Raw genomic sequence first — 26,129 nt, 5'->3', positions numbered from 1 at the left:
GGCATGAGCGATGTCGTGAACGCCACAGGCATTCAGGCGTCGCCCCAACCCCGCGGCCGCAAACGCGCGCCGCGGGGTTTGCTCGTGGCGGCAGGGTTGTGCGCGCTGCTCGTGCTGATGCCGCTTGCTTTCACGGTTTATCGTGCAGTGACGTATGGCTGGGACGATGCGCTCGAGTTGATCTTCAGGCCGCTTGTCGGCGAATTGCTGATCAATACGTTGTCCATAACGATCAGCGCGACGCTGGTCTCGGCAGTGGTCGGCACGGCGACGGCGTGGTTTATCGAACGCACGCGCGTGCCTGGGAGGCGCTTCTGGGCCGTGCTGACGGTCGCGCCCCTTGCCCTGCCCGCGTTCATCACGAGTTATGCGTGGGTATCGTTGAGCCTGGATTTGCAGGACTTCGCGGGCGCGTTGCTCGTGATATCGACCGCTTATTTTCCGCTGGTTTATTTGCCCGTTGCGGCGGCGCTGCGCGGCATGGACCCGGCGCTCGAAGAAACCGCGCGGTCGCTCGGGTGCGGACGTACCGGCGTGTTCGTTCGCGTGGTGTTGCCGCAATTGCGGCCAGCGTTGCTGGGTGGAATGCTGCTTGTCGCGCTCGGCGTGCTTTCGGAATTTGGCGCGTTCACGCTGTTGCGCTTTCGCACCTTCACCACGCAAATCTACGCTGAATACCGTACGAGCTTCGACAGCAGCGGTGCTTCGGTATTCGCGTGCATCCTCATTGCGATGTGCCTGCTTTGCCTCGCGCTGGAAATGCGCGTGCGCGGCGGCGCGCGTTACGAACGCGTGGACCGCGGCGTTCGCCGCGCCGCATTGCGCTACGACCTCGGTCACTGGCGGTGGATCGTCGCCGCAGGCTTTGCCGCGCTGGCAATCGTGACGCTGGGCGTGCCTATCGGCATGATCGGTTTCTGGCTCACGCAAACCGGCGCAGCCGCGATCACGCCGGCCGAAGTGTCGCCTGAGCTGCTGGTCGAATCCACGTTGTCGTCGCTTGGGTATGGTTTTGCCGCGGCAATTGTCACCACGCTCGCATGCGTGCCGCTTGCGTTCCTGCTCGTGCGTTTTCCGAGCCGTGTCGCGACCATGTTCGAGCGCACCGTCTTTCTCGCGCAAGGCTTGCCCAGCCTCGTGGTGGCGCTCGCAATCGTGTCGTTGGCGGTGCATGCGTTGCGCCCGCTCTATCAAAGCGCCACGCTGCTGGTCGTGGCCTACGCCATCTTGTTCCTGCCGCTCGCGCTCGTGAGCGTGCGCGCAGCGTTCACGCAGGCGCAGCCGCGGCTGGAAGAGACCGCTCGCTCGCTTGGGCTCGGCTGGCGCGAAACCGTGCGTCGCGTCGTGTTGCCGCTGGCCGGTCCGGGTCTCGGCGCCGGCGCGACCATGGTTTTCATCTCGGTCGTCACCGAACTCAATTCCACACTGCTCCTGTCGCCCATCGGCACGCGCACGCTCGCAACGCAAGTATGGATCGACACCTCCACGCTCGCGTTTGCTGCCGCTGCCCCATACGCCGCGTTGCTGGTGGGCATTTCGCTGCTGGCATCGGGCACGTTGTTCGCGTTGCTCGGACGGTCCGCCGTCGCGGGCCGAGCAGGCGATATCAAGGCAGGACTTCAAATCAATGCGCAAGCCGGTTCGCCGTCTGACAAATAGAACGATATGAGCGAACTTCGCGTGACCAGCCTCACCAAATCCTTCGATGGACAAGCCGTGCTGCATGGCGTGGATCTGTCGGTGGAACGAGGCACCTTGCTGGCCCTGCTCGGACCTTCGGGCAGCGGCAAAACCACGCTGTTGCGGGTGCTTTGCGGTTTCGAACGCGCCGACGGCGGCACGGTGGAAATCGATGGCGTGCGCGTCGCCGGACCAGGTGTTCATGTGCCGTCGGAAGCACGAAGGATTGGCTACGTGCCGCAGGAAGGCGCGCTGTTCCCGCACCTTTCTGTCGCCGACAACATTGTCTTCGGGTTGCCACGTGCGCAGCGGCGGGCGCGGTATCGAGTCGATGAACTGCTTGCGCTGGTCGGTCTGCCCGCTGCGTATGGCGACCGTGCGCCGCAGGCCTTGTCGGGCGGTCAGCAGCAACGCGTGGCGTTGGCGCGCGCGCTCGCGCCGTCGCCATCGCTCGTGATGCTCGACGAGCCGTTTTCATCGCTCGATGCCGCGCTGCGTATCGAGACGCGCGAAGCCGTGACGGACGCACTCGCGGCGACTGGCGCGACAGCCGTGCTGGTCACGCACGACCAGTCCGAAGCCTTGTCGCTCGGGCGCGAGGTCGCCGTGCTGTGGCGCGGGCGGCTGGTGCAGACGGATACGCCGGAGGCGGTGTACCGGCGGCCGGTTTCGCGGGAACTGGCGAGTTTTGTCGGCGATGCGGTAATCGTGCCGGGATCGATTGTTTCCGGCGATCCGATGCACGTGCGCTGCGAATTCGGTACGTTGCCAATCACGCGTGCGGTCGCGGCAAGGGATGTCGACGTAATGATCCGCCCGGAACAGATCCGCATCACGGATCACGGCGATGTCCACGCAACCGTCGAAAAAGTCGTCTTTTATGGCCACGATGCCAGCGTCATGCTGCGCTCGGGCGGTGGTTCGCACGGCATGCAGATTCGCGTGGCGGGGTATTCGTATCCGCGCGTGGGCGAGCGGGTGGGGTTATCCGTGGAAGGCGATGTGATGGCTTATCCGCGCACCTGATGACGCGCGTCAAAACATCGAAATGGTGCCAGCTTGACAAAGTGCATATGCACAAACTACTCTGTGCGTATGACTTCCCCTGAATTGTCCTATCTCGACTGCAATTGTTTCGCCATCCGCCAGGCGGCGCGCTTCGTCTCGCAGCTTTACGAGCGCCACGTCGGGCAGGCAGGCGTGACGGCCGCGCAGTACACGCTCCTCGCCGCCATTCACCGGCGGCCAGGGACGACTATGGCCGAACTCGCCGATGCAATGGTGATGGAGCGCACCACGCTGGTTCGCGCGCTGAAGCCTTTGCAACGCGATGGCCTGGTCACGGCCGACCAGCAAGACGCCGGCACGCGCGCTGTGGCGCTGAATCTCACCGAAGGCGGTAAAAAAACGCTTGGCGAAGCCGCTTTGCGCTGGCACGAGGCGCAAAAGGAATTCGAAGAGAAATTCGGCCGGGACCGCGCGAGGGAGTTGAGGAAGTCATTGCTGGAACTGACATCGATGGAATGAAACGAAGCCTGGCATACCGCCGGGCATTTTTTAAACTTATTTAGTGCATATGCACTTTAGGGAGCTGACATGGAAATCAAAGGCAAGGTAGTTCTGGTTACAGGCGCGAATCGCGGCTTGGGCGAGCAGTTCGCAAAGGCGCTGCTGGCAGCAGGTGCGTCCAAGGTCTACGCAACGGCGCGCGATAAATCCGCCATCAAGATTCCCGGCGTGGAAGCCGTCCAGCTCGACGTGACGAACGCGCAAAGCATCGCCGCCGCGGCCGACCGGCTGACCGACGTGCAGATCGTCATCAACAATGCGGGCGCGATCATCGGCGGTTCGCTGCTGGACGCGGGTTCCATCGATGCCGCCCGCTCATTGTTCGAAACCAATGTGATCGGCCCGCTCGCCGTCACGCAGGCGTTCGCGCCAGCCTTGAAGCGCAACGGCGGCGGCGCGGTGGTCAATATCCTGTCGGTGCTGAGCTGGCTGACTATCGATGGAACGGGTGCCTATAGCGCGTCCAAATCGGCCGTATGGGCGATCACGAACGGCCTGCGGACCGAACTGCGCGGCCAGGGCACGCTGGTGGTCGGCGTGCACCCGGCTTTTATCGACACCGACATGACCGCCGGCATCGATGCACCCAAAACCACGCCGCAAGAAGTCGTGCGCCAAGTGCTGGAAGGCATCGAGCAGGGCAAGGAAGAGATTCTCGTCGATGACGTCGGCCGCAACGTAAAGGGATCGCTGTCGTCTGCAACGCCTGCCTACCTGACGCCCGCCCACTAAAACGGGAGAACCACCATGAGTACGCAAAGCCAGTCACGCGAGATCGTGTTGTGCGCGCCGGTCAGAACGGCGATCGGCGCGTTCAACGGGACGCTGAAAGGCACGAGCGCGACCGACCTCGGCGCAGCCGTGATCCGGGAGACGCTGCGACGGTCGGGCGTCGCGCCGGAGAAGGTCGATTCAGTCACGTTCGGCAACGTGATCCAGGCGGGAAATCGCATGAATCCCGCGCGACAGGCGGCGGTGAATGGTGGTTTGCCGGTTTCCGTTCCCGCGCTGACCGTGAACCGTGTATGCGGATCGGGCGCGCAGGCGGTGGTATCGGCGGCAAACGAAATCAGCGCGGGATTCGTACAGCTCGCGGTGGCAGGCGGCATGGAGAACATGGACCGCGCGCCGTACTTGCTCGATAACGGTCGGTTCGGGTATCGCACGGGCAACGCGGAAATCCACGACAGCATGCTGCGCGACGGTCTAGACGATGCATTTTCCGGCAAGCATTCCGGGTGGCACACGGAAGACCTCGTGACGCAGATGGACATCACGCGCGAGGCGCAGGACCGCTTTGCCGAGCGTTCGCAGCAGCGGTTCACATCGGCTGAAGCGAAGGGATTTTTCAAAGCGGAGATCGTCGGGCTGGACGTGAAGGCGGGCAAGCAAACTGTCTTCTTCGATACCGACGAACAACCGCGCCCCGACACCACCCTAGCGACACTTTCGAAGCTCCGCCCCGCATTTCGTCCGGACGGCACGATCACAGCGGGTAACGCGCCCGGCCTGAACAGCGGCGCGGCGGCCATGCTGGTGGCGGACCGTGCGTTTGCGGATCGCAATGGGATCGCGGCATCGGTGCGGCTCGTGGCTTATGGCATCGCGGCGGTCGAACCCGGCATGTTCGGACTCGGACCGGTGCCGGCCGTGCAGCAGGCACTGGATCGCGCGGGCTGGAAGCTGGGCGACCTCGAGCGCATCGAGATCAACGAGGCGTTCGCTGCCGTGCCCATTGCGGTTGCGCGCACGCTCGGTCTGCCCGATGACATCGTGAATCCGGAAGGCGGCGCGATCGCCCATGGACACGCGATCGGCGCGACGGGCGCGGTGCTGGTCACGCGCCTCGTCCACGCGATGAAACGCGACGGCCTCAGGCGCGCAATGGTGACCTTGTGTATTGGCGGCGGGCAGGGCATTGCAGTGGCGCTTGAAAGCCTTTGATCTAGGCGCGTGCCGGCGCTGGATTGAACTCGCGGATGATATCGATAAATGCGCGCAATCCCGCCGGCACATGCCGATGCCCCGGGTAATACAAACACAACCTCGGACCCGGCGGCGACCAGTCTTCCAGCACGCGTACAAGGCGGCCCGAAGCGATGTCTTTCCCCACCGCCCATTCGCTCAGCCACGCGAGGCCGGCGCCGTTCAGCGCGGCGTCGAGCATCAGGTGATGGTTATCTAGCGTGAGCGCGCCTTTGACATCGATCTGGATACGCTCGCCGCGCTTCTCGAAATCCCATTTGTACACGCCGCCGCTTGAATAACGCGCGCGGATGCATTCGTGCGCGAGCAGGTCGTCGGGCACTTTGGGGCGGCGTTTCTTCGTCCTCGTGAAGTATTCGGGCGATGCCACCACGGCAAAGCGCACCGGCCGGCTGCACGGCACCGCGATCATGTCCTGGGGCACCATGTCGAGCACGCGGACACCGGCATCGAAACCTTCCGCGACGATATCGACCAGCCGTCCCTCGGTCACGATATCCAGTTTCATATCCGGATACCGAGCGAGAAAGGCGTAGGCGACGGGCTGCATCAGCTCCAGCGCCGCACCTTCCGACGCGTTGATGCGCAGCGTTCCCGCCGGCGTTTCGCGATGCAGGTTTGCGTCTTCCATGGCCGCCGAGATTTCGCGCAGCGCCGGGGTGACGCGCGCGAGAAACTGCTCGCCCGCCTCGGTGAGCGAGACGCTGCGCGTGGTCCGATGAAACAGCCGCACGCCCATGCGCTGCTCCAGCGCCGCGACCGCGTGGCTCAACGCCGATGGCGACATGCCAAGTTCCGCCGCCGCGCCACGAAAACTTCGATGCGCGGCGACCGCCGTCACTGCGCTCAACTCGGTCAGGCCGGTTCGGCTCATTTGGAACTCATTGTGCTGTTTGCTGCATCAACCTGTGCAGCGCTGTGCGTATTGTCTCACTGATTATCGGACCCTATTGTGATCGCATCTTTTCATTCAACGAAGGAATTCGCGATCATGAGCAAGACCGTTTTGATTACCGGGGCATCGTCGGGCATTGGCCGGGCGAGTGTGGGCTTGTTTGCCGCAGCGGGCTGGAACGTCATCGCGACAATGCGCCAGCTGGACGCGGCGCTTGCCGCCGATAACGTCCTCGTCACGCGCCTCGATGTCCAGGATACCGGCAGCATTCACGCTGCAGTCGATGCGGGCATCGCGCGGTTCGGGGGTATCGACGCGCTCGTCAACAACGCGGGATACGGGCAGTACGGTTTGTTCGAAGCGCTGTCGCGCGAAGACATCCAGACGCAGTTCGACGTAAACGTGTTCGGCGTCATGGACGTCACACGCGCGGTGCTGCCGCATTTCCGGGCGCGCAAAAGCGGAGTGATCGTGAACGTCAGTTCGGGTGCGGGCATTTTCACCTTGCCCATGATCTCGCTCTATTGCGCCAGCAAATTTGCGCTGGAAGGATTTTCGGAGGCGTTGTCGTATGAACTTGGGTCGCAGGGAATCGGCGTGAAGCTCGTGATCCCGCACGGCGGTGTGACCAGCACGAACTTCAACGCTCGCTCGCTGGAAAGCCATGTGCAGGAAGAAAAGCCTGGCAGTTACGATGGTTTTGTCGAACGCACGGCGGCGGCTTTTGGCGCGCTGGCCGCGGCGAGCACCATTCGCGCGGACGATGTCGCGGCGCTCATCCACGAGGCCGCAACCGATGGCACGGACCGGCTGCGTTATCTCATCGGCGATGATTCGCGTGGTTTTGTAAAAGCGCGCCGCACCCTGCCGGATCAGGATTACATTGACTTCATGCGAGCGAAGTTTCCCTCGGTTTAAGGGTTTTCACGCAACGGACCATGAGTCAACGCGCGAAGAAAAGCGGTCCAGCACGCGAAACAGGCCAGAAATGCGAAGACTTGGCGGATTTCGGCGATAGTCTTTCGCACGGGCCCGATGCACCGACAGTATGGTGAAAGCTCGTTTGACCGCGCCCGACCGGCCGTCCGGCTGGCGCGGTCTGGCCGGGTAAGGCCGATCCTGTTTCCGGAGTGCATGAGCTATGAGAGTTTCCCTGTTTGCCGGCGTTGCCATGTTGTGCGTGGGCGCAAGCGCGTTCGCCCAGCAGCCGCCCGCGTTTCCGATGCGCAGTCAAAATTCGGCGCAAGTGAGTATCGATAACGCCATGTGCTATGGCTACGCCAACCAGCACACGGGCGTGAACATGGCGAAGGTGTCACAAGTGCCGATCAAACCGCAGGCGACCAAGCCTGGCGCCGTGAAGCAGGTCGCGGTGGCGGCGCCGTTGCCATCGGCGATGGCTTCCGGGGCTTCCGCGGTTTACCCGGCATCCGCTACGGGCAAGGCGTCGGCTTCGCCTTCAGCTTCAGCTTCAGCGCCGGTGATGGCGTCCGGATCGGCATCGGCATCGGCCGCCAGACCGGGCGTCGCCTCCGATGCACGCGCCGTCGCGAACGCAAGTTCTTCATCCACCGATGCCCCCATGCCCGCGCTGCCTCCGCCCGAGCCGCCCATGGTCCAGTATTGGCGCGCATATAGCGAATGCATGACCGAGCGCGGTTACATGGTTAAGTGACCGCTCAACGTCTTTAACTGCTTGTTCATTGCGCCCGGTTCCGGGCGCAATTCATTTCTGCTCCCGCCCTGCACGAGACATCGCCGAATCAGGCGTAACGCTATATTTAATAAAATATAACGTAACGATTGATGATTTCGATCGTTGCAATGTAACCGTCCGCGCCTTGACGACGAATTAGCTAACAGAAGCATCTGAACGCGGGCTGTTTTCAAGTCAAATACATTTCCACGCGGTCAGGGATTAAACGCGCTTCAGATGTGTTTGCGTATTTATCCGCATGTCAAACGTTGTATTTGCTCAAGCAGCGAGTCTTGTCAAGGAGCACACCATGACCACCAGACGCCGTTTTTTATTCGCGAGCAGCACGTTGGCGGCAGCCGCTTTCGCCGCGTTCAGGCAACGCGATGTCCCGGGCGTGAGTCCGGCTTTGGCGGCCGACGCGAACGAGACCTTCGAGGTCGTTCATACCGATGATCAGTGGCGCAGCACGCTGACATCGGCGCAATACAACGTGTTGCGGCACGAAGGCACTGAGCGGCCCTATAGCAGTCCGCTCAACGCGGAGCATCGCAATGGCGTGTTCTCGTGCGCGGGATGCCAGCTCGATGCGTTTTCGTCGCGCACGAAATTCGAAAGCCACACCGGTTGGCCGAGCTTCTGGGCGCCGCTCGATCATGCGGTCGCCACGCACGACGACCTGTCGTTCGGGATGTCGCGCACTGAAGTTCATTGCCGGCGATGCGGCAGCCATCTCGGTCATGTCTTCGATGACGGCCCCAAACCCACCGGCCTTCGATACTGCATGAACGGCCTGGCGATGAACTTCAAACCGAGTGTCGCCTGAGCGCCGCACAGTCCTAATTTTCGAGATCCTTAGCCCATGCTGCTTATCATCCTGGCTTACCTTGGCGGCGCGCTCACTATCCTGAGTCCGTGCATCTTGCCTGTCCTGCCTTTCGTTTTTTCTCGCGCGGACCAGCCGTTCGTGCGCAGCGGATTGCCGTTGCTCGCCGGTATGGCGCTTACTTTTGCCGCCGTGGCGACACTCGCGGCCGTCGGCGGCGGCTGGGTCACGCAAGCGAACCAGTATGGCCGTTGGCTCGCGGTCGCGTTGCTCGGCATCTTCGGCCTGACGCTGCTGCTGCCGAGTTTTGCGGAACGCGTGATGCGCCCGTTCGTGAGCGCAGGCAACCGTCTCACGCAATTCGCGCAGGCCGACGGACAGCAGGTCAGCGCAGGTTCATCGTTTTTGCTGGGCATCGCGACGGGATTGTTGTGGGCGCCTTGCGCCGGCCCCATCCTCGGTCTCGTTCTGACGGGCGCCGCACTGCGCGGCGCGAGCGTCGGCACGACCTTGCTGCTCGCGGCGTATGCGGCGGGCGCGGCGACATCGCTTGCGGTGGCGTTGCTGATCGGCGGACGCGTGTTTGCAGCCATGAAACGGTCGCTGGGCGCAGGCGAGTGGATCCGGCGCGGCATTGGCGCTGCTATGTTGCTCGGCGTTGTTGCGATATCGCTCGGATTCGATACTGGCGTGCTCGCGCGGGTTTCGACCGTTGCGACGGGTGGGCTGGAGCAAAAGCTGGTCGATCGGTTTTCGCCGGCGTCAACGCCAGCGCCGGCAAGCGCGCCAAGCACAGCCGATACGGCCAACCCGCCCGCAATGATGCGCGCCACCTTCGACACCCCGCTACCAGTCGAACGCCAGTTGCCGCCGCTATCCGGCGCGGTCCAATGGCTCAATTCGGCGCCGTTGAGCGCGGAAGATCTGCGCGGCAAGGTCGTGCTCGTCGACTTCTGGACCTACTCGTGCATCAACTGCCTGCGTTCCCTGCCGTATGTGAAAGCGTGGGCGCAGAAGTACCGCGACAAGGGGCTCGTCGTGATCGGTGTGCATGCGCCCGAGTTCGCGTTCGAACGCAATATCGATAACGTCGAACGTTCCGTGCATGACCTGGGTATCGATTATCCGGTGGCTATCGATAACAACTACGCGATCTGGCGTGCGTTTGGCAACCAGTACTGGCCGGCGCATTATTTTATCGATGCAAAGGGACAAGTTCGCTTTCATCACTTTGGCGAGGGCGATTATGCGCACTCCGAAGAAGTGATCCAGCAGTTGCTCAAGGAAGCCGGCCATAACGACGTCGGCCCGGCCATTACCAACACGGACGCCAAAGGCGTGCAGCAATCCGCCGATAACGCCGACATGCGGTCACCGGAAACCTACGTTGGTTATGAGCGAGCGGAAAACTTCGCGGGGAACGGCGGCGAGGCGCACGACAAGGTCCACACGTACGCGGCGCCCGGCGAGCTTTCGTTGAATGACTGGGGACTCGCCGGCGCGTGGAAAGTGGGCGCGCAAGAGGCTTCGCTCGCGCAATCGAACGGGACGATCGTGTATCGGTTCCACGCGCGGGACTTGCATCTCGTGCTTGGGCCGGGCAAGGACGGCAAGCCCGTCAGGTTCCGTGTATCGATAGACGGCGCCGCTCCCGGCGACGCCCACGGCACCGACGTCGCCGCGAACGGCACGGGCACGGTAACCGAGCAGCGCCTGTATCAGCTCGTGCGGCAACCGGGCAATGTGAAGGACCGGACGTTCAGCATCGAATTCCTCGACGCCGGCGTGGAGGCTTATGCGTTCACGTTTGGCTGAGGCTGCTGCGTTGCGGCAGTTCAGTTGTCATTAAGCCGGTAGATCAGCAGGCGGCCCTTGTAAGCGGCCGTTTCTTGGAAGGCGACGCGATCGAGGCGTTCCTCGCGCATCCGGAAGCCGCGGTCGCCCATCTGCCGGTTGAACGCAGCGCGGTTGCCGCGGTCAGGGTCCACGATCCAGACTTCGGCGCAAGGCAACGCATGCAAGCCGATAAACGCCGCAAGCGTCGCGTTGGCATCGCGTTCGTAGAGCAGGTCGCTGCCCATGATCAGGTCGTAACGGCCATTGACGATACTGCGTCCCGCCGTATCTGCCAGCGTGCCTGCAAGTTCGGGGATGGACCAGTTGCCGTGCAGGTATTTCATCGGCGGGAGGTCGTTCAGGCGCAGGTTTTCATCGAGGAAACTTGCCGTCAGCGGATGGCAATCGCTTGCCGTGACATCCGCCCCTCGCCGGTGCCCCACAAGACTCGCGAGCGCAAGGCCGCAGCCGATTTCGAGGATTCGCTCGGTGGCGAGCACGGGACGCAGCGCGAGCCGCGCGGCTAGATGCGCGCCCGATGGCCACAGCATGCCGAAAAGCGGCCACATCGCGGACGAGATGCCGATGCGTTCGGCGTCGCCCAGAGGGTCGGAGAATTGCTGCAGGTCGAGCAGCGAACGGATGATGAGGTCGTCGACGCCCGTGACGGTGATGTTTTGCTGCTTGGTCAGATAACCGGGCATTGAACGGGACGGGAGGGAGCGGGGACGTAGTATGCGCCCGTTTCCCGTTTGCACCGCGGATTTGGTTTTTCAGATCTGCGCGTGCGCCCGCCGCAGTCTTTCGCGGCTGTTGCTCAGGTGCATCCGCATTGCGGCGCGGGCATCGTCGGCATCCTGGCGCACGATCGCCCGGTAAATCTGCCGATGCTCCGCGAGAACGCTGCGAAGATGAACCACACGGTCAAGCTCCGCAATTTCCGTCGATCCCAGCCGCGTGCGCGGACTTACTGCACGGCCTAGCTGGCTTAGGACATCGAAGAAATAACGATTCCCGCTCGCACGGGCAATCTGGATGTGGAACTCCACGTCGTGCGCCACCACGTCCGTGCTGCCACGTTCGAGTTCGGCCTCGAAACGCGCGAGCGCTGCATCGATCAGTTTCAGATGCTGTTGCGTGCGCCTGCCCGCGGCAAGACCCGCCGCTGCGGCTTCCGTGTCGATGCGGAACTCGATGATGGCCATGACATCCAGCATGTCCGACAGGTCGGATGCCGGCAAACGCAACGTCTCCGCCTGATTCGCATCGAGAATGAACGTGCCGATCCCGTGACGCGTCTCCACTATCTTCGCAGCCTGAAGGCGCGACATCGCTTCCCGCACGACTGAACGGCTGACCGACAATTGCTTCATCAGCGCGACTTCAGTCGGAACCTTGTCGCCTGGGCGCAGCGTGCCGCGCTGGATATCGCCGGACACGGTTGCAATGACTTTGTCGGTGAGGATGCTCATGTATGCGGCTCCAGCTTTGCGATGAACGGAGTCATTCGACCAGACTTACTTGTTGACCAGACGAGCTGGCGTGACCAGCGACAGCAAGCCACCCAGCAGCATGAAACCTGCCAGCAAGAACATGCCGGCCGACGTGCTGTGCGTGCGCACGGTGAGATAACCGAACAACGAAGGCGAGAACAGGCCGGCAAGGTTGCCGAGCGAACTGATCATAGCGATGCCGGCGGCCGCGGCGCTACCGCTCAGCAAGGCAGTGGGTTGCGCCCAGAGCAGCGGTGCGACTGCAAACACGCACATGGAGGCTGCGGTCATGGTGACGATCGTCATCGTGAGGTCGTTGCTCCAGACCGTGCTCAACGCAAGAAGCGCGGCCCCGGCAAACGCGGGGAGCGCCAGATGCCAGCGCCGTTCGCGCCGTTTATCGGAGCTCATCGACAACGCGATCATTGCAACTGCGGCGAAGGCGTAAGGGATGGCGGTCAGGAAACCCACGCTTAGCGAGCTCCCATGGCCTGCACGCTGCACGATGGTCGGCAACCAGAAGCTGATGCCCATGTTTCCCGTAGCAAACGCGAAGAGCATCAGGCTCATCAGCCATATGCGCGGATTGGTGAACACGCTGCTGGTGTTCGCGCTTGGTTTCTCGGCATTTTCAGTTGCGATATTCCGCGCGATCACGCGCTTTTGATCGTCTGTCAGCCACCTGGCGTCGTTCACGCGATCCGGAAGCACGAACCATATGACCACGCCGATCGCAACAGCCGGCAGCGCCTCGATGAAGAATAGCCATTGCCAGCCGTGCAGCCCGGACATGCCGGCAAAGCGCTGCATGATCCAGCCTGAGAGCGGGCCGCCGACCAGCCCGGAAATGGGCAGGGCGGCCATGAACAGGGCCACGATGCGCCCGCGCCGGTGAGCCGGATACCAGTAGGTGAGGTACAGGATGATGCCCGGAAACAGGCCGCATTCGGCCATGCCGAGCAGCAATCGCAGCGCATAGAACGACGCGGGCGTGCGCACGAACAGCATGCACATGGAGACGAGTCCCCACGATACCGCGATCCGTGCGATCCACCGGCGCGCGCCCACGCGATGCATGATCAGGTTGCTCGGTACTTCGAAGATCGCGTACGCAAGGTAGAAGATGCCTGCGCCGAATCCGTACACCGCGTCGCTGAAACCGAGATCGGAGGCCATCTGGAGCTTGGCTAGACCGACATTGATGCGGTCCAGGTAGGCGATGCAGAACGCGGTCAGCAGCGCGGGCAGTAGTCTGCGCGTGATTAACGAGTAGATCTCGTTTTCACCGGTCAGGCTTGAATCTGCGGTTCCGGGATTGCGTTGTGCGGCGCTTGCTGCCGTTTGGGTTTCCATGTCGTCTCCAGCTAAAGACATCTACGTCAAAGGTCATCAGACGTCCTAGTTCGTCTGCGGCGAACTTTGCGTTTGAGCGAGTATATTGCTTATGGCCCTGTTGCTGTTAGTTATCCAAATAGGGTAAACACGACATTGGACGAATTTTCACCGAAGAGTAGACTGTCGTCAGACGACATATAGATGACTTGTTGGTTTTGAACCCGTTGTCGAGCGCGCGGCGTTACGAGTAAGACCCGAGCCGTCGATACGGCACATTTGGAGACAACCTTGACGCCCGCTTTACACACGCCCACAAACCATGTGCTCGAATCGGCTGTATCGAAGGTAAAGCGCCATGTCTTGCCGCTTGTCCTCATCATGTTCATTGCGAACTACATCGACCGGGTGAACATCGGCTTCGTCAATTCGCACATGCAGGCGGATCTTGGCATCGGGGCTGCGGCTTATGGCCTGGGAAGCGGGCTGTTTTTCATCGGCTATGCGCTCTTCGAGGTGCCCTCCAATGTCCTGATGCAGCGATACGGCGCACGCGTCTGGCTGACGCGGATCATGGGGACGTGGGGCATCGTCGCGGCAGCGATGGCGTTTGTCTGGAACGACACGTCGTTCTACGTGCTGCGCTTCTTGCTCGGTATCGCTGAAGCAGGATTCTTTCCGGGCGTCGTGTTCTACTTCACGCAATGGCTTCCGCAGAAAGAGCGCGGCAAGGCCGTTGCCGTGTTCCTCGGCGGTTCGGCGCTGGCATCGGTCCTGTCGGGTCCGATTACCGGTTCGCTTCTCTCCATTCGCGGCTTCGGGCTTTACGGCTGGCAGTGGATGTTTCTGATCGAAGGCGGATTCTCGATTGTGTTGTGCGGCGTGAGCTGGATGCTGCTCAAGTCGCATATCAGCGACGCGAAATGGCTCAGTCCTGCCGAGCAAACCGCGCTTTCAAGTTCGATCGCGAACGAACAGGCCGAGCGCGAAGCGGTGAGCGGCGGCCACCATCTGCCCACGCTCAAGCTTCTCAAGGACCCGCAGATCCTGCTTTTCTGCCTGCTTTACTTTGCAATCCAACTGACCATTTATGCGGCAACGTTCTGGTTGCCGACCATCATTCGAAAGATGGGCGGACTGAGCGATTTCCAGGTCGGCATGTTCAACGCGGTGCCGTGGCTGATCGCGATGGCCGCAATGTATTGCTTCGCGCTTCTCTCCGCCAGATGGCGCTTTCAGCAAGCTTGGCTTGCCGCCGCGCTGGTCATAGCCGCGTGCGGACTGTTTGCATCGACGTCGGGGAATCCGGTTTTGTCGTTTGTCGCGATCTGTTTTTCAGCGATCGGTTTCAAGGCCGCTGCTTCATTGTTCTGGCCGATTCCGCAGGGTTACCTCGATGCCCGCGTGGCCGCCGGCGTGATTGCGTTGATCAACTCGGTAGGCAATCTCGGCGGCTTTTTTGCGCCGGCTACCTTCGGTTATTTGCAGCAACATACCGGCTCGATCACGGGCGGACTCTACGGCCTCGGCTTCGCTTCACTGATTGCTGCCGCCGCTTGCTTCCTGACACGTAACCGCCGGATCAATCGCGATGAAATGGGCGGCCACGTACCGAGCAAAGCGCTTTGATCCCTTCACCTTTTCGGGTCTTAAATACCATGTCGATGACTTCAGTCAAACCCAACGCCACCCCGACCGTCACCGAATTGCGCGTCGTTCCCGTCGCCGGCCGCGACAGCATGCTGATGAACCTGAGCGGCGCGCACGGTCCGTTCTTCACGCGCAACATCGTGATCCTCACCGATAGCGCCGGCAACACCGGCGTAGGCGAAGTGCCGGGCGGCGAGTCGATCCGCAAGACCATCGACGACGCACGCCCCTTGGTCGTCGGTCAATCCATCGGCAATTTGCAGGCGATCCTCAACAAGGCGCGCACGCAGTTCGCCGACCGCGATGCAGGCGGCCGTGGTCTGCAAACCTTCGACCTGCGCACGACGATCCACGCCGTCACGGCACTCGAGGCCGCGCTGCTCGACTTGCTGGGTCAGCACCTCGGTGTACCGGTCGCGGCGCTTCTGGGCGAAGGCCAGCAACGCGACGAAGTCGAGATGCTTGGTTATCTGTTCTACGTCGGCGACCGCAACAAGACGGATCTGCCGTACGCGAGCGGCGCCGATGGCAACGACGACTGGGACCGCTTGCGCACTGAAGAAGCGATGACCCCCGAAGCCGTTGTCCGACTCGCCGAAGCGGCGCAGGCGCGTTATGGTTTCAACGATTTCAAGCTGAAGGGCGGCGTCCTTTCCGGCGATGCCGAGATCGAAGCCGTCACCGCATTGGCTGAACGCTTTCCGAAGGCACGCGTCACGCTTGACCCGAACGGCGCGTGGTCCCTGGCCGAGGCGATCCGTCTGTGCCGCGACCAGCATCACGTCCTGGCATACGCAGAAGACCCATGTGGCGCGGAAAACGGCTATTCGGGACGAGAAGTCATGGCCGAATTCCGCCGTGCGACGGGTTTGCCGACTGCCACCAACATGATTGCGACTGACTGGCGCCAGATGGGCCATGCGATCCAGTTGCAGTCCGTCGATATCCCGCTTGCCGACCCGCATTTCTGGACGATGCAGGGTTCGGTTCGCGTTGCGCAGATGTGCAACGAGTGGGGACTTACATGGGGATCGCATTCGAACAACCACTTCGACATTTCGCTTGCGATGTTCACGCAAGTAGCGGCGGCGGCGCCGGGAAAAATCACGGCGATCGATACCCATTGGATCTGGCAGGACGGCCAGCGCCTGACGCGCAAACCGCTGCAAATCGTTGGGGGGAAGGTGAAGGTACCGGAGCAACCGGGCTTGGGCGTTGAACTCGACATGGATGAGCTTGCGAAGGCGAACGCGCTTTACGAGCAGCATGGGCTTGGGGCGAGAGATGACGGCGTAGCGATGCAGTTCCTGATTCCGAACTGGAAGTTCGACAACAAGAAACCGAGCCTGGTGCGATAGGGAGTTTCACTTCGCCTTGCGCCCTCAACGCGGGGTGGGCCATAAATTTCCTTGGACAGGCACCGCAAACCAGTGCCGCCAACCTTCGTTTGGGCGCCAGTGCGCGTAGCGCGGAAGCCTGGTTAGCGGATTCCCACACTGGTGGCGAAGCGTGTGGGTTGCGGTTGACGGAGGGGGAGGGTTTCAAGTGTTCTGAATTGCGGCGTCGAGCGTTTTTCTGAAGTACCAAACAGATAAACGTGCACGCTTGGGACACTTAAGAATTAGCGGTTGGAAGGCGTTTTCTTTGCTTCGTTTCTTTTTCGCCGTTGGAAAAAGAAATGAAGTCCCGCCACGGACAGTGGCTAAAAGTGCAAAAGAGAACAGCTAGGACAGAACGCGCGGTAGCGTAAAAAGCAGCAACCGAACACCAACCCCGACCGCCCCAAGTGCCAACGCCCCACCCTTGGCGTTTGTCCCTATCGCTAACCCCCCAACCCCGCCCAATAATGTAATCCATTACATCCCCCCATCGTGCGAACGAAAACCCTCGCCCATGCCCGAATCGTTTCGCATCGCCGATGAAATCTCGATCTCCGATGTCGCGCGGAAGGCGGGCGTATCCGTTGCAACGGTCTCCCGCGTGCTCAACGGCCACACCAACGTGCGCGAGCCGACCCGCGAAAGGGTCCTGGCGGCGATCGCATCGAGTGGCTACCGTGTCAACGAACTTGCCCGCAACCTGCGCACTGCGGAAAGCCGCCTGCTGCTCACCATGGTCCCGGACTTCGGCAACCCGTTCTACTCGGCGATCGTGCAAGGCATAGACAGCATCGCGCGCCAGAACGGCTACTTCATGCTGCTGTGCGACACGGGTGCGGACCCTGGCCGCGAGCGCAGCTACTTCGACTTGCTGCGCGGCCGCCGCGCCGACGGCGCCATTTGCCTGGACCCGGCCGCCGTGCAAAAAGCCCTCTCCGAAGAAGCATCCGCGCTCCCCTGGGTCGCATGCTGCGAGTTCGACCCGGCGGCGGGCGTGCCTTATGTGGGCATCGATAATCACAGGGCAGCCGGCGATGCCGTGCGCCATCTCCTCAGCCGCGGTCACAAGAAGATTGCGCTGATCAATTCGGGCCACGGTTATCTGTACGGGCGGCAGCGCGCGGAAGGCTATAGGGATGCATTGAGCGCGGCGGGTATCGATGCCGATCCGGCCTGGCACATCGACCTTGATACGCTCGATTACGCCGCGGGCGAAGCCGCCGCACACACGCTCGCACGCCTTCGACGCAACCGTCCGACTGCCGTGTTCGCCGTGTCGGATACCTTGGCAATCGGTGTGATCAACGGCTTGCGCAGCGCTGGCCTGCACGTCCCCGACGACATGGCGGTGATGGGCTTCGATGACATCGCCGTCGCCGCGCAAATCGATCCGCCGCTTACAACGGTCGCGCAGCCCATGCGAGAGCTCGGCGAGACGGCGGCGAACCTGCTGCTCAAGCGCCTGCGCGATCCGCATGCAGACGTGCCCGGCGTGCTGCTGCCGCACAAACTGATGATTCGAAGGAGCGCGTGACATGAGCCTGGCTGTCGGCTTCGATAACATCGCCAAGCAGTTCGGACCCGTGCGCGTGCTGCACGGCGTCACGTTCGATCTCGCGCCCGGCCGCGTCTATGGTCTACTCGGCGAAAACGGTGCGGGCAAGTCGACCCTCATGAAAATTCTTGCCGGCTACGAACGTCCGACCTCGGGCACGCTGTCGATCAACGGTGTCGTCCAGTCGTTCGACAGTTCCCGCGACGCCGAAGCCGCAGGTATCGTGCTGATCCATCAGGAGCTCAATCTTGCGGATCATCTGAGCATCGTGCAGAACATGTTTCTCGGCCATGAGAAGCGGCGCGGCTTTTTCCTCGATGAACCCACCATGCGTGAGGCCGCCCGCGCGCGTCTCGCCGATGTCGGCCTGCACCAGCATCCGGACACGCGCGTGCGCGATCTGATCGTCGCTGAAAAGCAGCTCGTCGAAATCGCGAAAGCCATGCTGCGCGATGCACGTCTCCTGATCATGGACGAGCCGACCGCGACGCTCACGCCCTCGGAAACGCAGCGCCTCTTTGCATTGATGGCGCGGCTTAAAGAGGACGGCGTGACGATCGTCTATATCTCGCACAAGCTCGACGAAGTGGAGCGCGTGACAGATGAAGTGATCGTAATGCGCGACGGCCGCTTCGTCACGCGCAGCCCGACGGCTGAAACATCGCGCCAGCAGATGGCGAACCAGATGGTCGGGCGCGAGGTATCGGACATGTTCCCCGACAAACCGCCGCTTGCAACGGATGCGCCCATCGCGTTCAAGGTCGATCACGCCTTCGTTCCCGGCTGGGCGGAGAACGTCAGCTTCTCGGTGCGCGCGGGAGAGGTGTTCGGCTTCGCGGGACTCGTGGGCGCGGGGCGCACGGAACTGTTCGAAGGACTCATCGGTTTGCGGGGTTTGACCGCGGGACGCATGGAACTGGAAGGCGTCCAGATCAATCCGCGCAACCCGCGCGCAGCCATGAAAAACGGCATCACGTACTTGAGCGAAGACCGCAAGGGCCGCGGCCTGCACGTCGACATGGCGCTCAAGGACAACCTCACCATGATGACGCTCGAACGCTACGCGCATCCGCTGCTCGATGGCCGCGCCGAACGGGATGCGCTCAAAGAAGCCGTACAGGACTTCGGTATCCGCACGGGCGATCTTGCGAGCCGCGCGCGCATGTTGTCGGGCGGCAACCAGCAAAAACTTGCGCTGGCGAAATTCCTGCATCCCGATCCGCGCGTAGTCGTGCTCGATGAACCCACGCGCGGTGTCGATGTCGGCGCAAAACGCGATATCTATTTCCTCATCCACGCACTCGCCGCCGAAGGGCGCGCGGTGATCGTCATTTCATCCGAACTGATCGAGCTGATCGGCCTGTGTCATCGCGTGGCGGTGATGCGCGGCGGCCAGCTCGTCGCGACGCTCGGCTCCGAACATCTCACCGAAGAGAGGTTGATCGCGCATGCGACCGGCACACACTGAAGGCGTGGAAGTATCGAAACGCAGCCGCCTCGGCGGACTCGCGCGGCGGCTGCACGGCGTCGGGCCGTTGCTCGGGCTGATCGCGCTGTGCGTGGGCGGGACGCTGCTCAATCCCGATTTCGCCACCTTCGACAACGCCATGAACGTTCTCACGCGGACATCGTTCATTGGCATCATTGCGGTGGGCATGACGTTCGTGATCATCTCGGGCGGTATCGATTTGTCGGTTGGATCGATGGCCGCGCTGATCGCCGGCAGCATGATCTGGACGATGAACACGCTCGCTCGCGGCGTGGGCGGCCACAGCTTTGCGCCGCTGACCATCATTGCCTTAGGAATTGTTCTAGCCCTTGTTCTAGGGGGTCTTTTCGGTTTGGCGCATGGTCTGCTCGTGACCAAGGGACGTATAGAACCGTTCATCGTGACGCTGGGAACGCTCGGAATTTTTCGCGCCGTGCTGACATGGCTCGCGGATGGCGGCGCGCTCACACTCGACAACAGCCTGTCCGATTTATACGGCCCTGTGTATTACGCAAGTCTGTTTGGCATCCCGGTGCCCATATGGGTGTTCCTGATCGTCGCGGCGGGCGGCGTGATCGTGCTGAACCGCACCGTCTTCGGCCGGCATGTCCAGGCAATCGGATCGAACGAACAGGTTGCGCGATACGCCGCCATTCGCGTGGACAGCGTGAAGATCGTCACCTATGTGCTGCTCGGTCTTTGCGTGGGCGTGGCGACCGTACTGTATGTGCCGCGTCTCGGGTCGGCGACGCCGACCACCGGCCTTCTCTGGGAGCTCGAGGCGATCGCGGCCGTGGTGGTCGGCGGCACGGCGCTCAGAGGTGGCGAAGGGCGCGTGATCGGGACCGTGATCGGCGCGATCCTCTTGTCCGTGATCGCAAACATCTTGAATCTCACCAGCATCATCAGCGTGTATCTCAACGCGGCAGTGCAGGGCGCCGTGATCATCTTCGTAGCGTTTTTACAGCGTGGACGTCGTTGAAGTCTGTTCGAACCGTGCCCTGAAACCCATCAGGCGCCTGTCATGACAATGGAGACACAGCAATGAAAAACATTCTTCGCGCACTCGGCGCACTGACGCTCGCGGCGAGCGCCGTCTCGGCCAGCGCGGCCGATAAAGTCACGCTCGGCGTCGCCATCCCGACCGCCACGCATGGCTTTACCGGCGGTATCGTGTGGTGGGCCAATGAAGCAAAAAAGGAACTGGAGGCGGCGCATCCGGATCTGAAGATCATCGTCAAAACGGCGGGTGGCGCGCCTGAACAGGCGAACCAGTTGCAAGATCTCGTGACGGTCAACAAAATTAACGCGCTGGTGATCTTCCCGTTTGAGTCGGCTTCGTTGACGCAGCCGGTCGCGCAGGTCAAGAAGAAGGGTGTGTATGTGACGGTGGTGGATCGCGGCCTGACCGACACAAGCGCGCAAGACGCCTACGTGGCCGGTGACAACACGGCCTTCGGCAAGCTGCCGGCCGAGTATCTGGCGAAGACGCTGGATGGAAAGGGTGACATCGTCGCGCTGCGCGGCATCCCGACCACGCTCGACAACGAACGCTGGACCGCGTTCGAATCGGTGATCAAGCAGCATCCCGACATGAAGGTGCTCGACGCGAAATACGCCAACTGGAATCGCGACGACGCATTCAAAGTGATGCAGGACTACCTCACGCGTTTCAAGCATATCGATGCAGTCTGGGCCGCTGACGACGACATGATGATCGGCGTGCTGAAGGCCATCGACCAGGCGAAGCGCACGGACATCAAGGAAGTGTTCGGCGGGGCGGGGTCGAAGGAAGCGGTCAAGCGGATCATGGATGGCGACAAGCGGGTGCAGGCCGACGTGTCGTACTCGCCGAAGTTCATCTACGACGCGATCAAGCTCACAGCCGAAGCGCGCCTGAAGGGCGAAAAACTGCCCGCCACGACCATCATTCCTTCGGTGCTGATCACGAAGGAAAACGCCAAGCAGTTCTATTATCCGAACTCGCCGTTCTGAGTTTTATCCTAGCTGAGCACACGTTCGTGGATCGACGATCATGAAAACCATCAAGGGCCCGGCCATTTTTCTCGCGCAGTTTCTCGGCGATGAACTGCCCTTCGACAACCTCGCGCACCTTGCAGGCTGGGCGAAGGGGCTGGGCTACGAAGGTATTCAGGTTCCTTGCGATCCGCGGCTGATCGATCTCGAACAGGCGGCCAAAAGCGATGCCTATTGCGACGATCTGCGCCGGATCGTAGAGGATGCGGGCGTGTGCATTACGGAGCTGTCGACGCATCTGCAGGGGCAACTCGTGGCGGTTCATCCCGCGTACGACACGCTCTTCGATGGCTTCGCAGCCAAGCACGTTCGCGGGAATCCGGAGGCCCGCACGGCATGGGCCATCGAACAGGTTGGATTCGCAGCGGCCGCGTCCAGGCGCTTGGGCCTGAGCGCGCACGTGACGTTTTCGGGCGCGCTGGCCTGGCCGTATTTGTATCCGTGGCCGCAGCGTCCGCCGGGTTTGATCGAGACAGCGTTCGGCGAGCTTGCCAAGCGGTGGCGTCCCTTGCTCGACGCTTTCGATCAGGCCGGCGTGGACGTGTGCTACGAGTTGCACCCGGGCGAAGACCTGCACGACGGCGTAACCTTCGACCGGTTTCTGGATGCGGTAGATCATCACCCACGCGCCAACATTCTCTTCGATCCCAGCCACTTCCTGCTGCAACAACTGGATTACCTACAGTTCATCGATATCTATCACGAACGCATCAAGGCCTTTCACGTGAAAGATGCCGAGTTCCGGCCAAACGGACGACAGGGCGTGTACGGCGGTTACTCGGGCTGGGTGGACCGCGCGGGCCGCTTCCGTTCTCTCGGCGACGGACAGATCGACTTCAGCGCAATTTTCTCGAAGATGGCGCAACACGATTTCCCTGGTTGGGCGGTGCTCGAATGGGAATGCGCGTTGAAACATCCCGAGGATGGCGCAAGCGAAGGCGCCACCTTTATCCGCGATCATATTATTCGCGTTGCAGATCGTGCCTTCGATGACTTCGCAGGAAGCGGCGCGAACGGTGAGTCTTTACGGGAGGTGCTTGGGATTCGCCGGTAGATTTCCTGCGCCCCACCCGTCCCGCTCTTGCGCTCTTGCACATCGTCACTCCGGACCGATCAAGGTGAAGCTGGTGACGTCGACCAGCGTACGCGGTTGTCGCCCGGGACGCAGCCGCCCTGCGATGCGGACGAAAGTCCGATCGTCCAGATGCGCGGCAACCGCGCTTGCATATTGATCGTGATTGAGCACAACGCGCGCCTTGATAGTTCCCTTGTCATGCTGGAGCAATCCGACGACGACCTCGCCCGCCCGGTTGCCTTGAAGATCGAATTGCCCATTCAGATGCTCGACTGTCCCAATGAATACGTCGTCGCGGTCATGCTCGACCGCACGCAACTCGCGGCGAACTTCGTCGATACGCCCAAAGTGATCGCTTTTTATTCGTATGCTTGCGGCCGCGGCGATCTCCTGGGGTAGCGCCACGGTTGTTGCCCAACGAAACGACAGGTCGATGCTGTTCTGCATTTCTTCATCATGCATACGCGTCAGTGCTTCGCACAGATTGGAAGAAACAACGGGCGAGCGCGCGTCTTTTTGCGAGTCGACGAAGCGGGTAAGCGTGTCTGTCTCGATGGCGTCAACCAGATCGCGCACGCCGCGACGGGCGCTCAGCATGGTCATGCGCACAAATGATTCGTTGGTGTTGGCGAGCGCAAGCGCGGCTGGCGTTTCCATGGCATCGACGGGGCACGAAACGCGCACGACGAAGCTGCCGCGCTCCGTGTGGCCGAACCGCGCATGACTGGCAAGCTGTGTGGCTTCGCTTCTGTGCAGACGCGGATGATGAGCCTGCGGCCGCAACACCGTGCAAGCCGAAGCAAGCAGAACCTGCTCCGCGCCAAGCAGCAACGACGCCGCAAACGACAAGGGCAGGCCTTCGTTGAACGCACCGCGCCCGGTCACCCGGTAATACATGGAGTCGTCACGGGAGATTGCTGCAAGCTGAATCAGCTCTGTGAGCTTCATACCCTGCAGGTCGGCGAGCTTTGACATGGCGAGCTCGCATGCCTCCGCGTAGTCCAGCGCGTGCTGATCCATTGGAATGACAATCTGGCGACGCGGTGCGCAATCATGATGGAACACGTACAGTCCATCCACCATGCCATCAGGCAGCAATTTCCACCCGAGCGATTGAACGAAATCGCGCAGGCCTGAAGGAGATAGCGTGCTAAGCGTCATGTGGCACCTGGTCAGAAAGGTTTCGATAAGCAGGAATTTCGCGCCGCGAGATGCTTGCCATGAGTTGCATGAGACCGGCTCCGTCGAACGTCTGGCTCTTCGGGATCTTCACGGTGACGCCTGCTGTGTTGTCCGTGGGCGGGGCGCCGCGCAGACTGACCCAGTACGCGCATTTTCGCAGCACGAGTTGCTCTTCTGAGTACTCCAGCCAGTCCTCGGCGTTGGGAGGGAGGAACAGTACGGCGAGTATTCGCGGCGACGCGTGCGTCTCCCGGCGCAGGGCGTCGTACTGTTGCGTCCTGGAGAGGAAGTAGGAGAGCGATTCACCGTCGTCGAACGGTGTCTTGACCGTTGCCTTCAACTGGACCTTGACGTCGACTTCGGTCAACGGGCCGCCGTTCGGAAATGGTTCCCAGCCCGTGAGCATGGCGTCGATGCCGGCGTTGTCGTCGTGCCGGTTGCTGATCTTGCAGTTGACCCCTGCGTGCGAAGCGATCGCATGAAGATAAGCGTAGCTCAGCTCCGATTCCCTGTTTAATACTGAAAGTGCAGTGGCCATGATCCCCCCGTTATGTTTCCATCGACAGGGAGATGCTAGCGACAAGTGAAAAATGTCGCCTGATGAAATTTTCACAGCGACAAAATTTGGCAATTCTGTGCGGCTGCAAAACAAAACGCCGACGCGTTTGCGTCGGCGTTTGCACTGCATCGATCAGCTATTTGAGAGGCTCTTACGACCAGTCAGCGTGGAAGCTGCCCTTCTTGTCCACACGCTCGAAGGTATGCGCGCCGAAGAAGTCACGTTGTGCCTGCACCAGATTCGCCGGCAGCGTCTCCGAGCGATAGCTGTCGTAATACGCGACTGCCGATGAAAACGCCGGCACCGGCACGCCTGCCTTCACCGCGGCGACCACGACGTCGCGCAGCGCGTCCTGATACTTCGCGGCGATATCGCTGAAGTACGGATCGAGCAGCAGGTTATGCAAATCGGCGTTGGTCTTGTAGGCATCCGTGATCTTCTGCAGGAACCCTGCGCGGATGATGCAACCAGCCCGGAAGATCTTCGCGATCTGACCGTACTGCAGATCCCATTTGTATTCTTCCGATGCCGCGCGAAGCTGCGCAAAACCCTGTGCATACGAAACGATCTTGCTGAGGAACAACGCGCGCCGCACGGATTCCACGAACGCATCGCGATCGCCATCGAACTTGGGCGAGGGGCCCTTTAACTGCTTGCTCGCTTCCACGCGCTGGTCCTTCAGCGACGACAGCACGCGCGCAAACACGGCTTCCGTGATCAGCGGCAGCGGCGCGCCCAGATCGAGCGCGTTCTGGCTCGTCCACTTGCCCGTGCCTTTTTGCGCGGCGCGATCGAGGATGACATCGACGAGATCCTTGCCGGTCTCTTCGTCCTTCTTCGCGAAGATCTTCGACGTGATCTCGATCAGGTAACTATCCAGTTCACCCTTGTTCCACTCGACATAAACGTCGCCCAGTTCCTTGTTCGACAAACCCGCCACGCGCTTGAGCACGTCGTAGCTTTCGGCGATCAACTGCATGTCGCCGTATTCGATGCCGTTGTGAACCATCTTCACGTAATGTCCCGCGCCGTCCGGGCCCATGTAAGCCACGCACGGCTCGCCGTCCGGCGCCTTTGCGGCGATCTCGGTCAGGATCGGGGCGACGAGATCATAGGCTTCCTTCTGGCCGCCCGGCATGATAGAGGGACCCTTCAGCGCGCCTTCCTCACCGCCCGATACACCCGTGCCGATGAAATGCAGGCCCGACTTCGCGAGGTCCGTATTGCGGCGGATGGTATCGGTGAAATGGGTGTTGCCGCCGTCGATCAGGATGTCGCCTTTTTCAAGCAGCGGGCGCAGCGAATCGATCGTCGCATCCGTGCCTTGGCCGGCCTTCACCATCAGCAGGATGCGGCGCGGTTTTTCCAGCGACTCGACGAATTCTTCCAGCGTGTAAGACGGCACGAGCTTCTTGTCGGGATGCTCGGCCATCAGGTCATCGGTTTTTTCGCGGCTGCGGTTGTAGACCGATACCGCGTGCCCGCGGCTCTCGATATTCAATGCCAGATTGCGTCCCATGACGGCGAGGCCGACAACGCCGATTGCTTGTTTGCTCATGTTTCTCTCCGAATGACCGGAGCGTTTGCGGTTCGTGGCCGCGCACGCTGCGGATGCGTTTGTGTCAATGGGGGCGGTGCCCGCGAGGCGTTCCGGCCGGACTTCTGCGCCACCATGTGGGGAGCGCCGGGGCACTGGGCCCGCCGCCTGCCGAACGCCGCGCAGCACGCGCAGACCGAGCGAGATTACCACTTTGACACGCAACTGGCAGACATGGGGTGTGGACGGGCGGTCCGCACAGGCACTATGCGCCAGCGTTTGACGGGTAAAAAAAGTGCCCTCGAAAGCACGCGCAATAAGCGCCTCGTTCAACGCCGGTCTAAAATAAGCGT

23 protein-coding genes are annotated in these 26,129 nt (G+C 61.6%); 16 read left to right on the top strand and 7 right to left on the bottom strand.

Going from position 1 to position 26,129, the window contains the following annotated elements:
• Nucleotides 1–3: 3 nt before the first annotated feature.
• The 5 genes from AX768_RS28505 (at nucleotide 4) to AX768_RS28485 (ending at nucleotide 5,193) form a co-directional block, all read left to right on the top strand.
• Nucleotides 4–1,659, top strand: coding sequence for an ABC transporter permease (locus AX768_RS28505; protein ID WP_062003386.1), 1,656 nt, complete (start codon nucleotides 4–6; stop codon nucleotides 1,657–1,659).
• Between the two features lie 6 nt (nucleotides 1,660–1,665).
• Complete coding sequence (locus AX768_RS28500) at nucleotides 1,666–2,706, top strand: ABC transporter ATP-binding protein (protein WP_062003385.1); 1,041 nt, start codon at nucleotides 1,666–1,668, stop codon at nucleotides 2,704–2,706.
• A gap of 69 nt (nucleotides 2,707–2,775) precedes the next feature.
• The gene (locus AX768_RS28495; protein ID WP_062003384.1) at nucleotides 2,776–3,207 is read left to right on the top strand and encodes a MarR family winged helix-turn-helix transcriptional regulator; all 432 of its coding nucleotides are present in this window, start codon (nucleotides 2,776–2,778) and stop codon (nucleotides 3,205–3,207) included.
• Nucleotides 3,208–3,276: 69 nt separating this feature from the next.
• Nucleotides 3,277–3,981 (top strand): SDR family oxidoreductase, encoded by a 705-nt coding sequence (locus AX768_RS28490; protein ID WP_062003383.1) that lies wholly within the window; start codon nucleotides 3,277–3,279, stop codon nucleotides 3,979–3,981.
• A gap of 15 nt (nucleotides 3,982–3,996) precedes the next feature.
• On the top strand, nucleotides 3,997–5,193 hold the full coding sequence (locus AX768_RS28485; RefSeq protein ID WP_062003382.1) for a thiolase family protein: 1,197 nt from the start codon (nucleotides 3,997–3,999) through the stop codon (nucleotides 5,191–5,193).
• A gap of 1 nt (nucleotide 5,194) precedes the next feature.
• On the opposite strand, the gene AX768_RS28480 is transcribed toward AX768_RS28485, so the two are convergent.
• The gene (locus AX768_RS28480) at nucleotides 5,195–6,109 is read right to left on the bottom strand and encodes a LysR family transcriptional regulator (protein WP_062003381.1); all 915 of its coding nucleotides are present in this window, start codon (nucleotides 6,107–6,109) and stop codon (nucleotides 5,195–5,197) included.
• 117 nt (nucleotides 6,110–6,226) lie between these two features.
• Here AX768_RS28480 and AX768_RS28475 point away from each other — a divergent pair, with 117 nt between their 5' ends.
• The 4 genes from AX768_RS28475 to AX768_RS28460 all read left to right on the top strand — a co-directional run bounded on the left by AX768_RS28475 (nucleotide 6,227) and on the right by AX768_RS28460 (nucleotide 10,467).
• A complete protein-coding gene (locus AX768_RS28475; RefSeq protein WP_062003741.1) occupies nucleotides 6,227–7,048 on the top strand; it encodes an SDR family oxidoreductase in 822 nt (273 codons plus the stop codon).
• Between the two features lie 223 nt (nucleotides 7,049–7,271).
• Nucleotides 7,272–7,805 (top strand): hypothetical protein, encoded by a 534-nt coding sequence (locus AX768_RS28470; RefSeq protein WP_082779117.1) that lies wholly within the window; start codon nucleotides 7,272–7,274, stop codon nucleotides 7,803–7,805.
• Between the two features lie 331 nt (nucleotides 7,806–8,136).
• Nucleotides 8,137–8,652 carry a peptide-methionine (R)-S-oxide reductase MsrB gene (gene msrB, locus AX768_RS33055; protein ID WP_062003379.1) on the top strand — a complete coding sequence of 172 codons (516 nt, stop codon included), beginning with the start codon at nucleotides 8,137–8,139 and terminating at the stop codon, nucleotides 8,650–8,652.
• Between the two features lie 36 nt (nucleotides 8,653–8,688).
• Nucleotides 8,689–10,467, top strand: coding sequence for a cytochrome c biogenesis protein DipZ (locus tag AX768_RS28460; RefSeq protein ID WP_062003378.1), 1,779 nt, complete (start codon nucleotides 8,689–8,691; stop codon nucleotides 10,465–10,467).
• Between the two features lie 20 nt (nucleotides 10,468–10,487).
• Here the strand turns inward: AX768_RS28460 and AX768_RS28455 are convergent, their stop codons facing one another.
• From AX768_RS28455 to AX768_RS28445, 3 genes are all read right to left on the bottom strand, one after another.
• Nucleotides 10,488–11,192 carry a class I SAM-dependent methyltransferase gene (locus AX768_RS28455; RefSeq protein ID WP_062003377.1) on the bottom strand — a complete coding sequence of 235 codons (705 nt, stop codon included), beginning with the start codon at nucleotides 11,190–11,192 and terminating at the stop codon, nucleotides 10,488–10,490.
• A 69-nt stretch (nucleotides 11,193–11,261) separates the two neighbouring features.
• Nucleotides 11,262–11,960 (bottom strand): FadR/GntR family transcriptional regulator, encoded by a 699-nt coding sequence (locus tag AX768_RS28450; protein WP_062003376.1) that lies wholly within the window; start codon nucleotides 11,958–11,960, stop codon nucleotides 11,262–11,264.
• A 45-nt stretch (nucleotides 11,961–12,005) separates the two neighbouring features.
• On the bottom strand, nucleotides 12,006–13,334 hold the full coding sequence (locus AX768_RS28445) for an MFS transporter (RefSeq protein ID WP_062003375.1): 1,329 nt from the start codon (nucleotides 13,332–13,334) through the stop codon (nucleotides 12,006–12,008).
• A 360-nt stretch (nucleotides 13,335–13,694) separates the two neighbouring features.
• Between AX768_RS28445 and AX768_RS28440 the strand changes: the two genes are divergently transcribed.
• From AX768_RS28440 to AX768_RS28410, 7 genes are all read left to right on the top strand, one after another.
• A complete protein-coding gene (locus AX768_RS28440) occupies nucleotides 13,695–14,942 on the top strand; it encodes an MFS transporter (RefSeq protein WP_082779151.1) in 1,248 nt (415 codons plus the stop codon).
• A gap of 29 nt (nucleotides 14,943–14,971) precedes the next feature.
• On the top strand, nucleotides 14,972–16,321 hold the full coding sequence (gene gudD, locus AX768_RS28435) for a glucarate dehydratase (protein WP_062003373.1): 1,350 nt from the start codon (nucleotides 14,972–14,974) through the stop codon (nucleotides 16,319–16,321).
• 535 nt (nucleotides 16,322–16,856) lie between these two features.
• The gene (locus AX768_RS28430; RefSeq protein WP_062003372.1) at nucleotides 16,857–17,876 is read left to right on the top strand and encodes a LacI family DNA-binding transcriptional regulator; all 1,020 of its coding nucleotides are present in this window, start codon (nucleotides 16,857–16,859) and stop codon (nucleotides 17,874–17,876) included.
• A 1-nt stretch (nucleotide 17,877) separates the two neighbouring features.
• The gene (locus AX768_RS28425) at nucleotides 17,878–19,365 is read left to right on the top strand and encodes a sugar ABC transporter ATP-binding protein (protein ID WP_062003371.1); all 1,488 of its coding nucleotides are present in this window, start codon (nucleotides 17,878–17,880) and stop codon (nucleotides 19,363–19,365) included.
• Nucleotides 19,346–20,368 carry an ABC transporter permease gene (locus AX768_RS28420; RefSeq protein ID WP_062003370.1) on the top strand — a complete coding sequence of 341 codons (1,023 nt, stop codon included), beginning with the start codon at nucleotides 19,346–19,348 and terminating at the stop codon, nucleotides 20,366–20,368. Before AX768_RS28425 ends, AX768_RS28420 begins: the two co-directional genes overlap by 20 nt.
• Nucleotides 20,369–20,430: 62 nt before the next feature.
• Entirely contained in the window at nucleotides 20,431–21,381 is a 951-nt protein-coding gene (locus AX768_RS28415; protein WP_062003369.1) for a substrate-binding domain-containing protein, read from the top strand.
• Between the two features lie 40 nt (nucleotides 21,382–21,421).
• A complete protein-coding gene (locus AX768_RS28410; RefSeq protein WP_062003368.1) occupies nucleotides 21,422–22,477 on the top strand; it encodes a sugar phosphate isomerase/epimerase family protein in 1,056 nt (351 codons plus the stop codon).
• Between the two features lie 45 nt (nucleotides 22,478–22,522).
• On the opposite strand, the gene AX768_RS28405 is transcribed toward AX768_RS28410, so the two are convergent.
• The 3 genes from AX768_RS28405 to gndA all read right to left on the bottom strand — a co-directional run bounded on the left by AX768_RS28405 (nucleotide 22,523) and on the right by gndA (nucleotide 25,797).
• A complete protein-coding gene (locus AX768_RS28405) occupies nucleotides 22,523–23,659 on the bottom strand; it encodes a hypothetical protein (RefSeq protein ID WP_062003367.1) in 1,137 nt (378 codons plus the stop codon).
• The gene (locus AX768_RS28400; RefSeq protein ID WP_062003366.1) at nucleotides 23,649–24,218 is read right to left on the bottom strand and encodes a DUF4365 domain-containing protein; all 570 of its coding nucleotides are present in this window, start codon (nucleotides 24,216–24,218) and stop codon (nucleotides 23,649–23,651) included. Before AX768_RS28400 ends, AX768_RS28405 begins: the two co-directional genes overlap by 11 nt.
• A 172-nt stretch (nucleotides 24,219–24,390) precedes the next feature.
• Complete coding sequence (gene gndA, locus AX768_RS28395) at nucleotides 24,391–25,797, bottom strand: NADP-dependent phosphogluconate dehydrogenase (RefSeq protein ID WP_062003365.1); 1,407 nt, start codon at nucleotides 25,795–25,797, stop codon at nucleotides 24,391–24,393.
• Nucleotides 25,798–26,129: the final 332 nt, after the last annotated feature.

It is taken from the genome of Burkholderia sp. PAMC 28687, from assembly GCF_001577465.1.
Taxonomy (GTDB): domain Bacteria; phylum Pseudomonadota; class Gammaproteobacteria; order Burkholderiales; family Burkholderiaceae; genus Caballeronia.
This window is presented reverse-complemented; position numbering and strand designations above follow the sequence as displayed.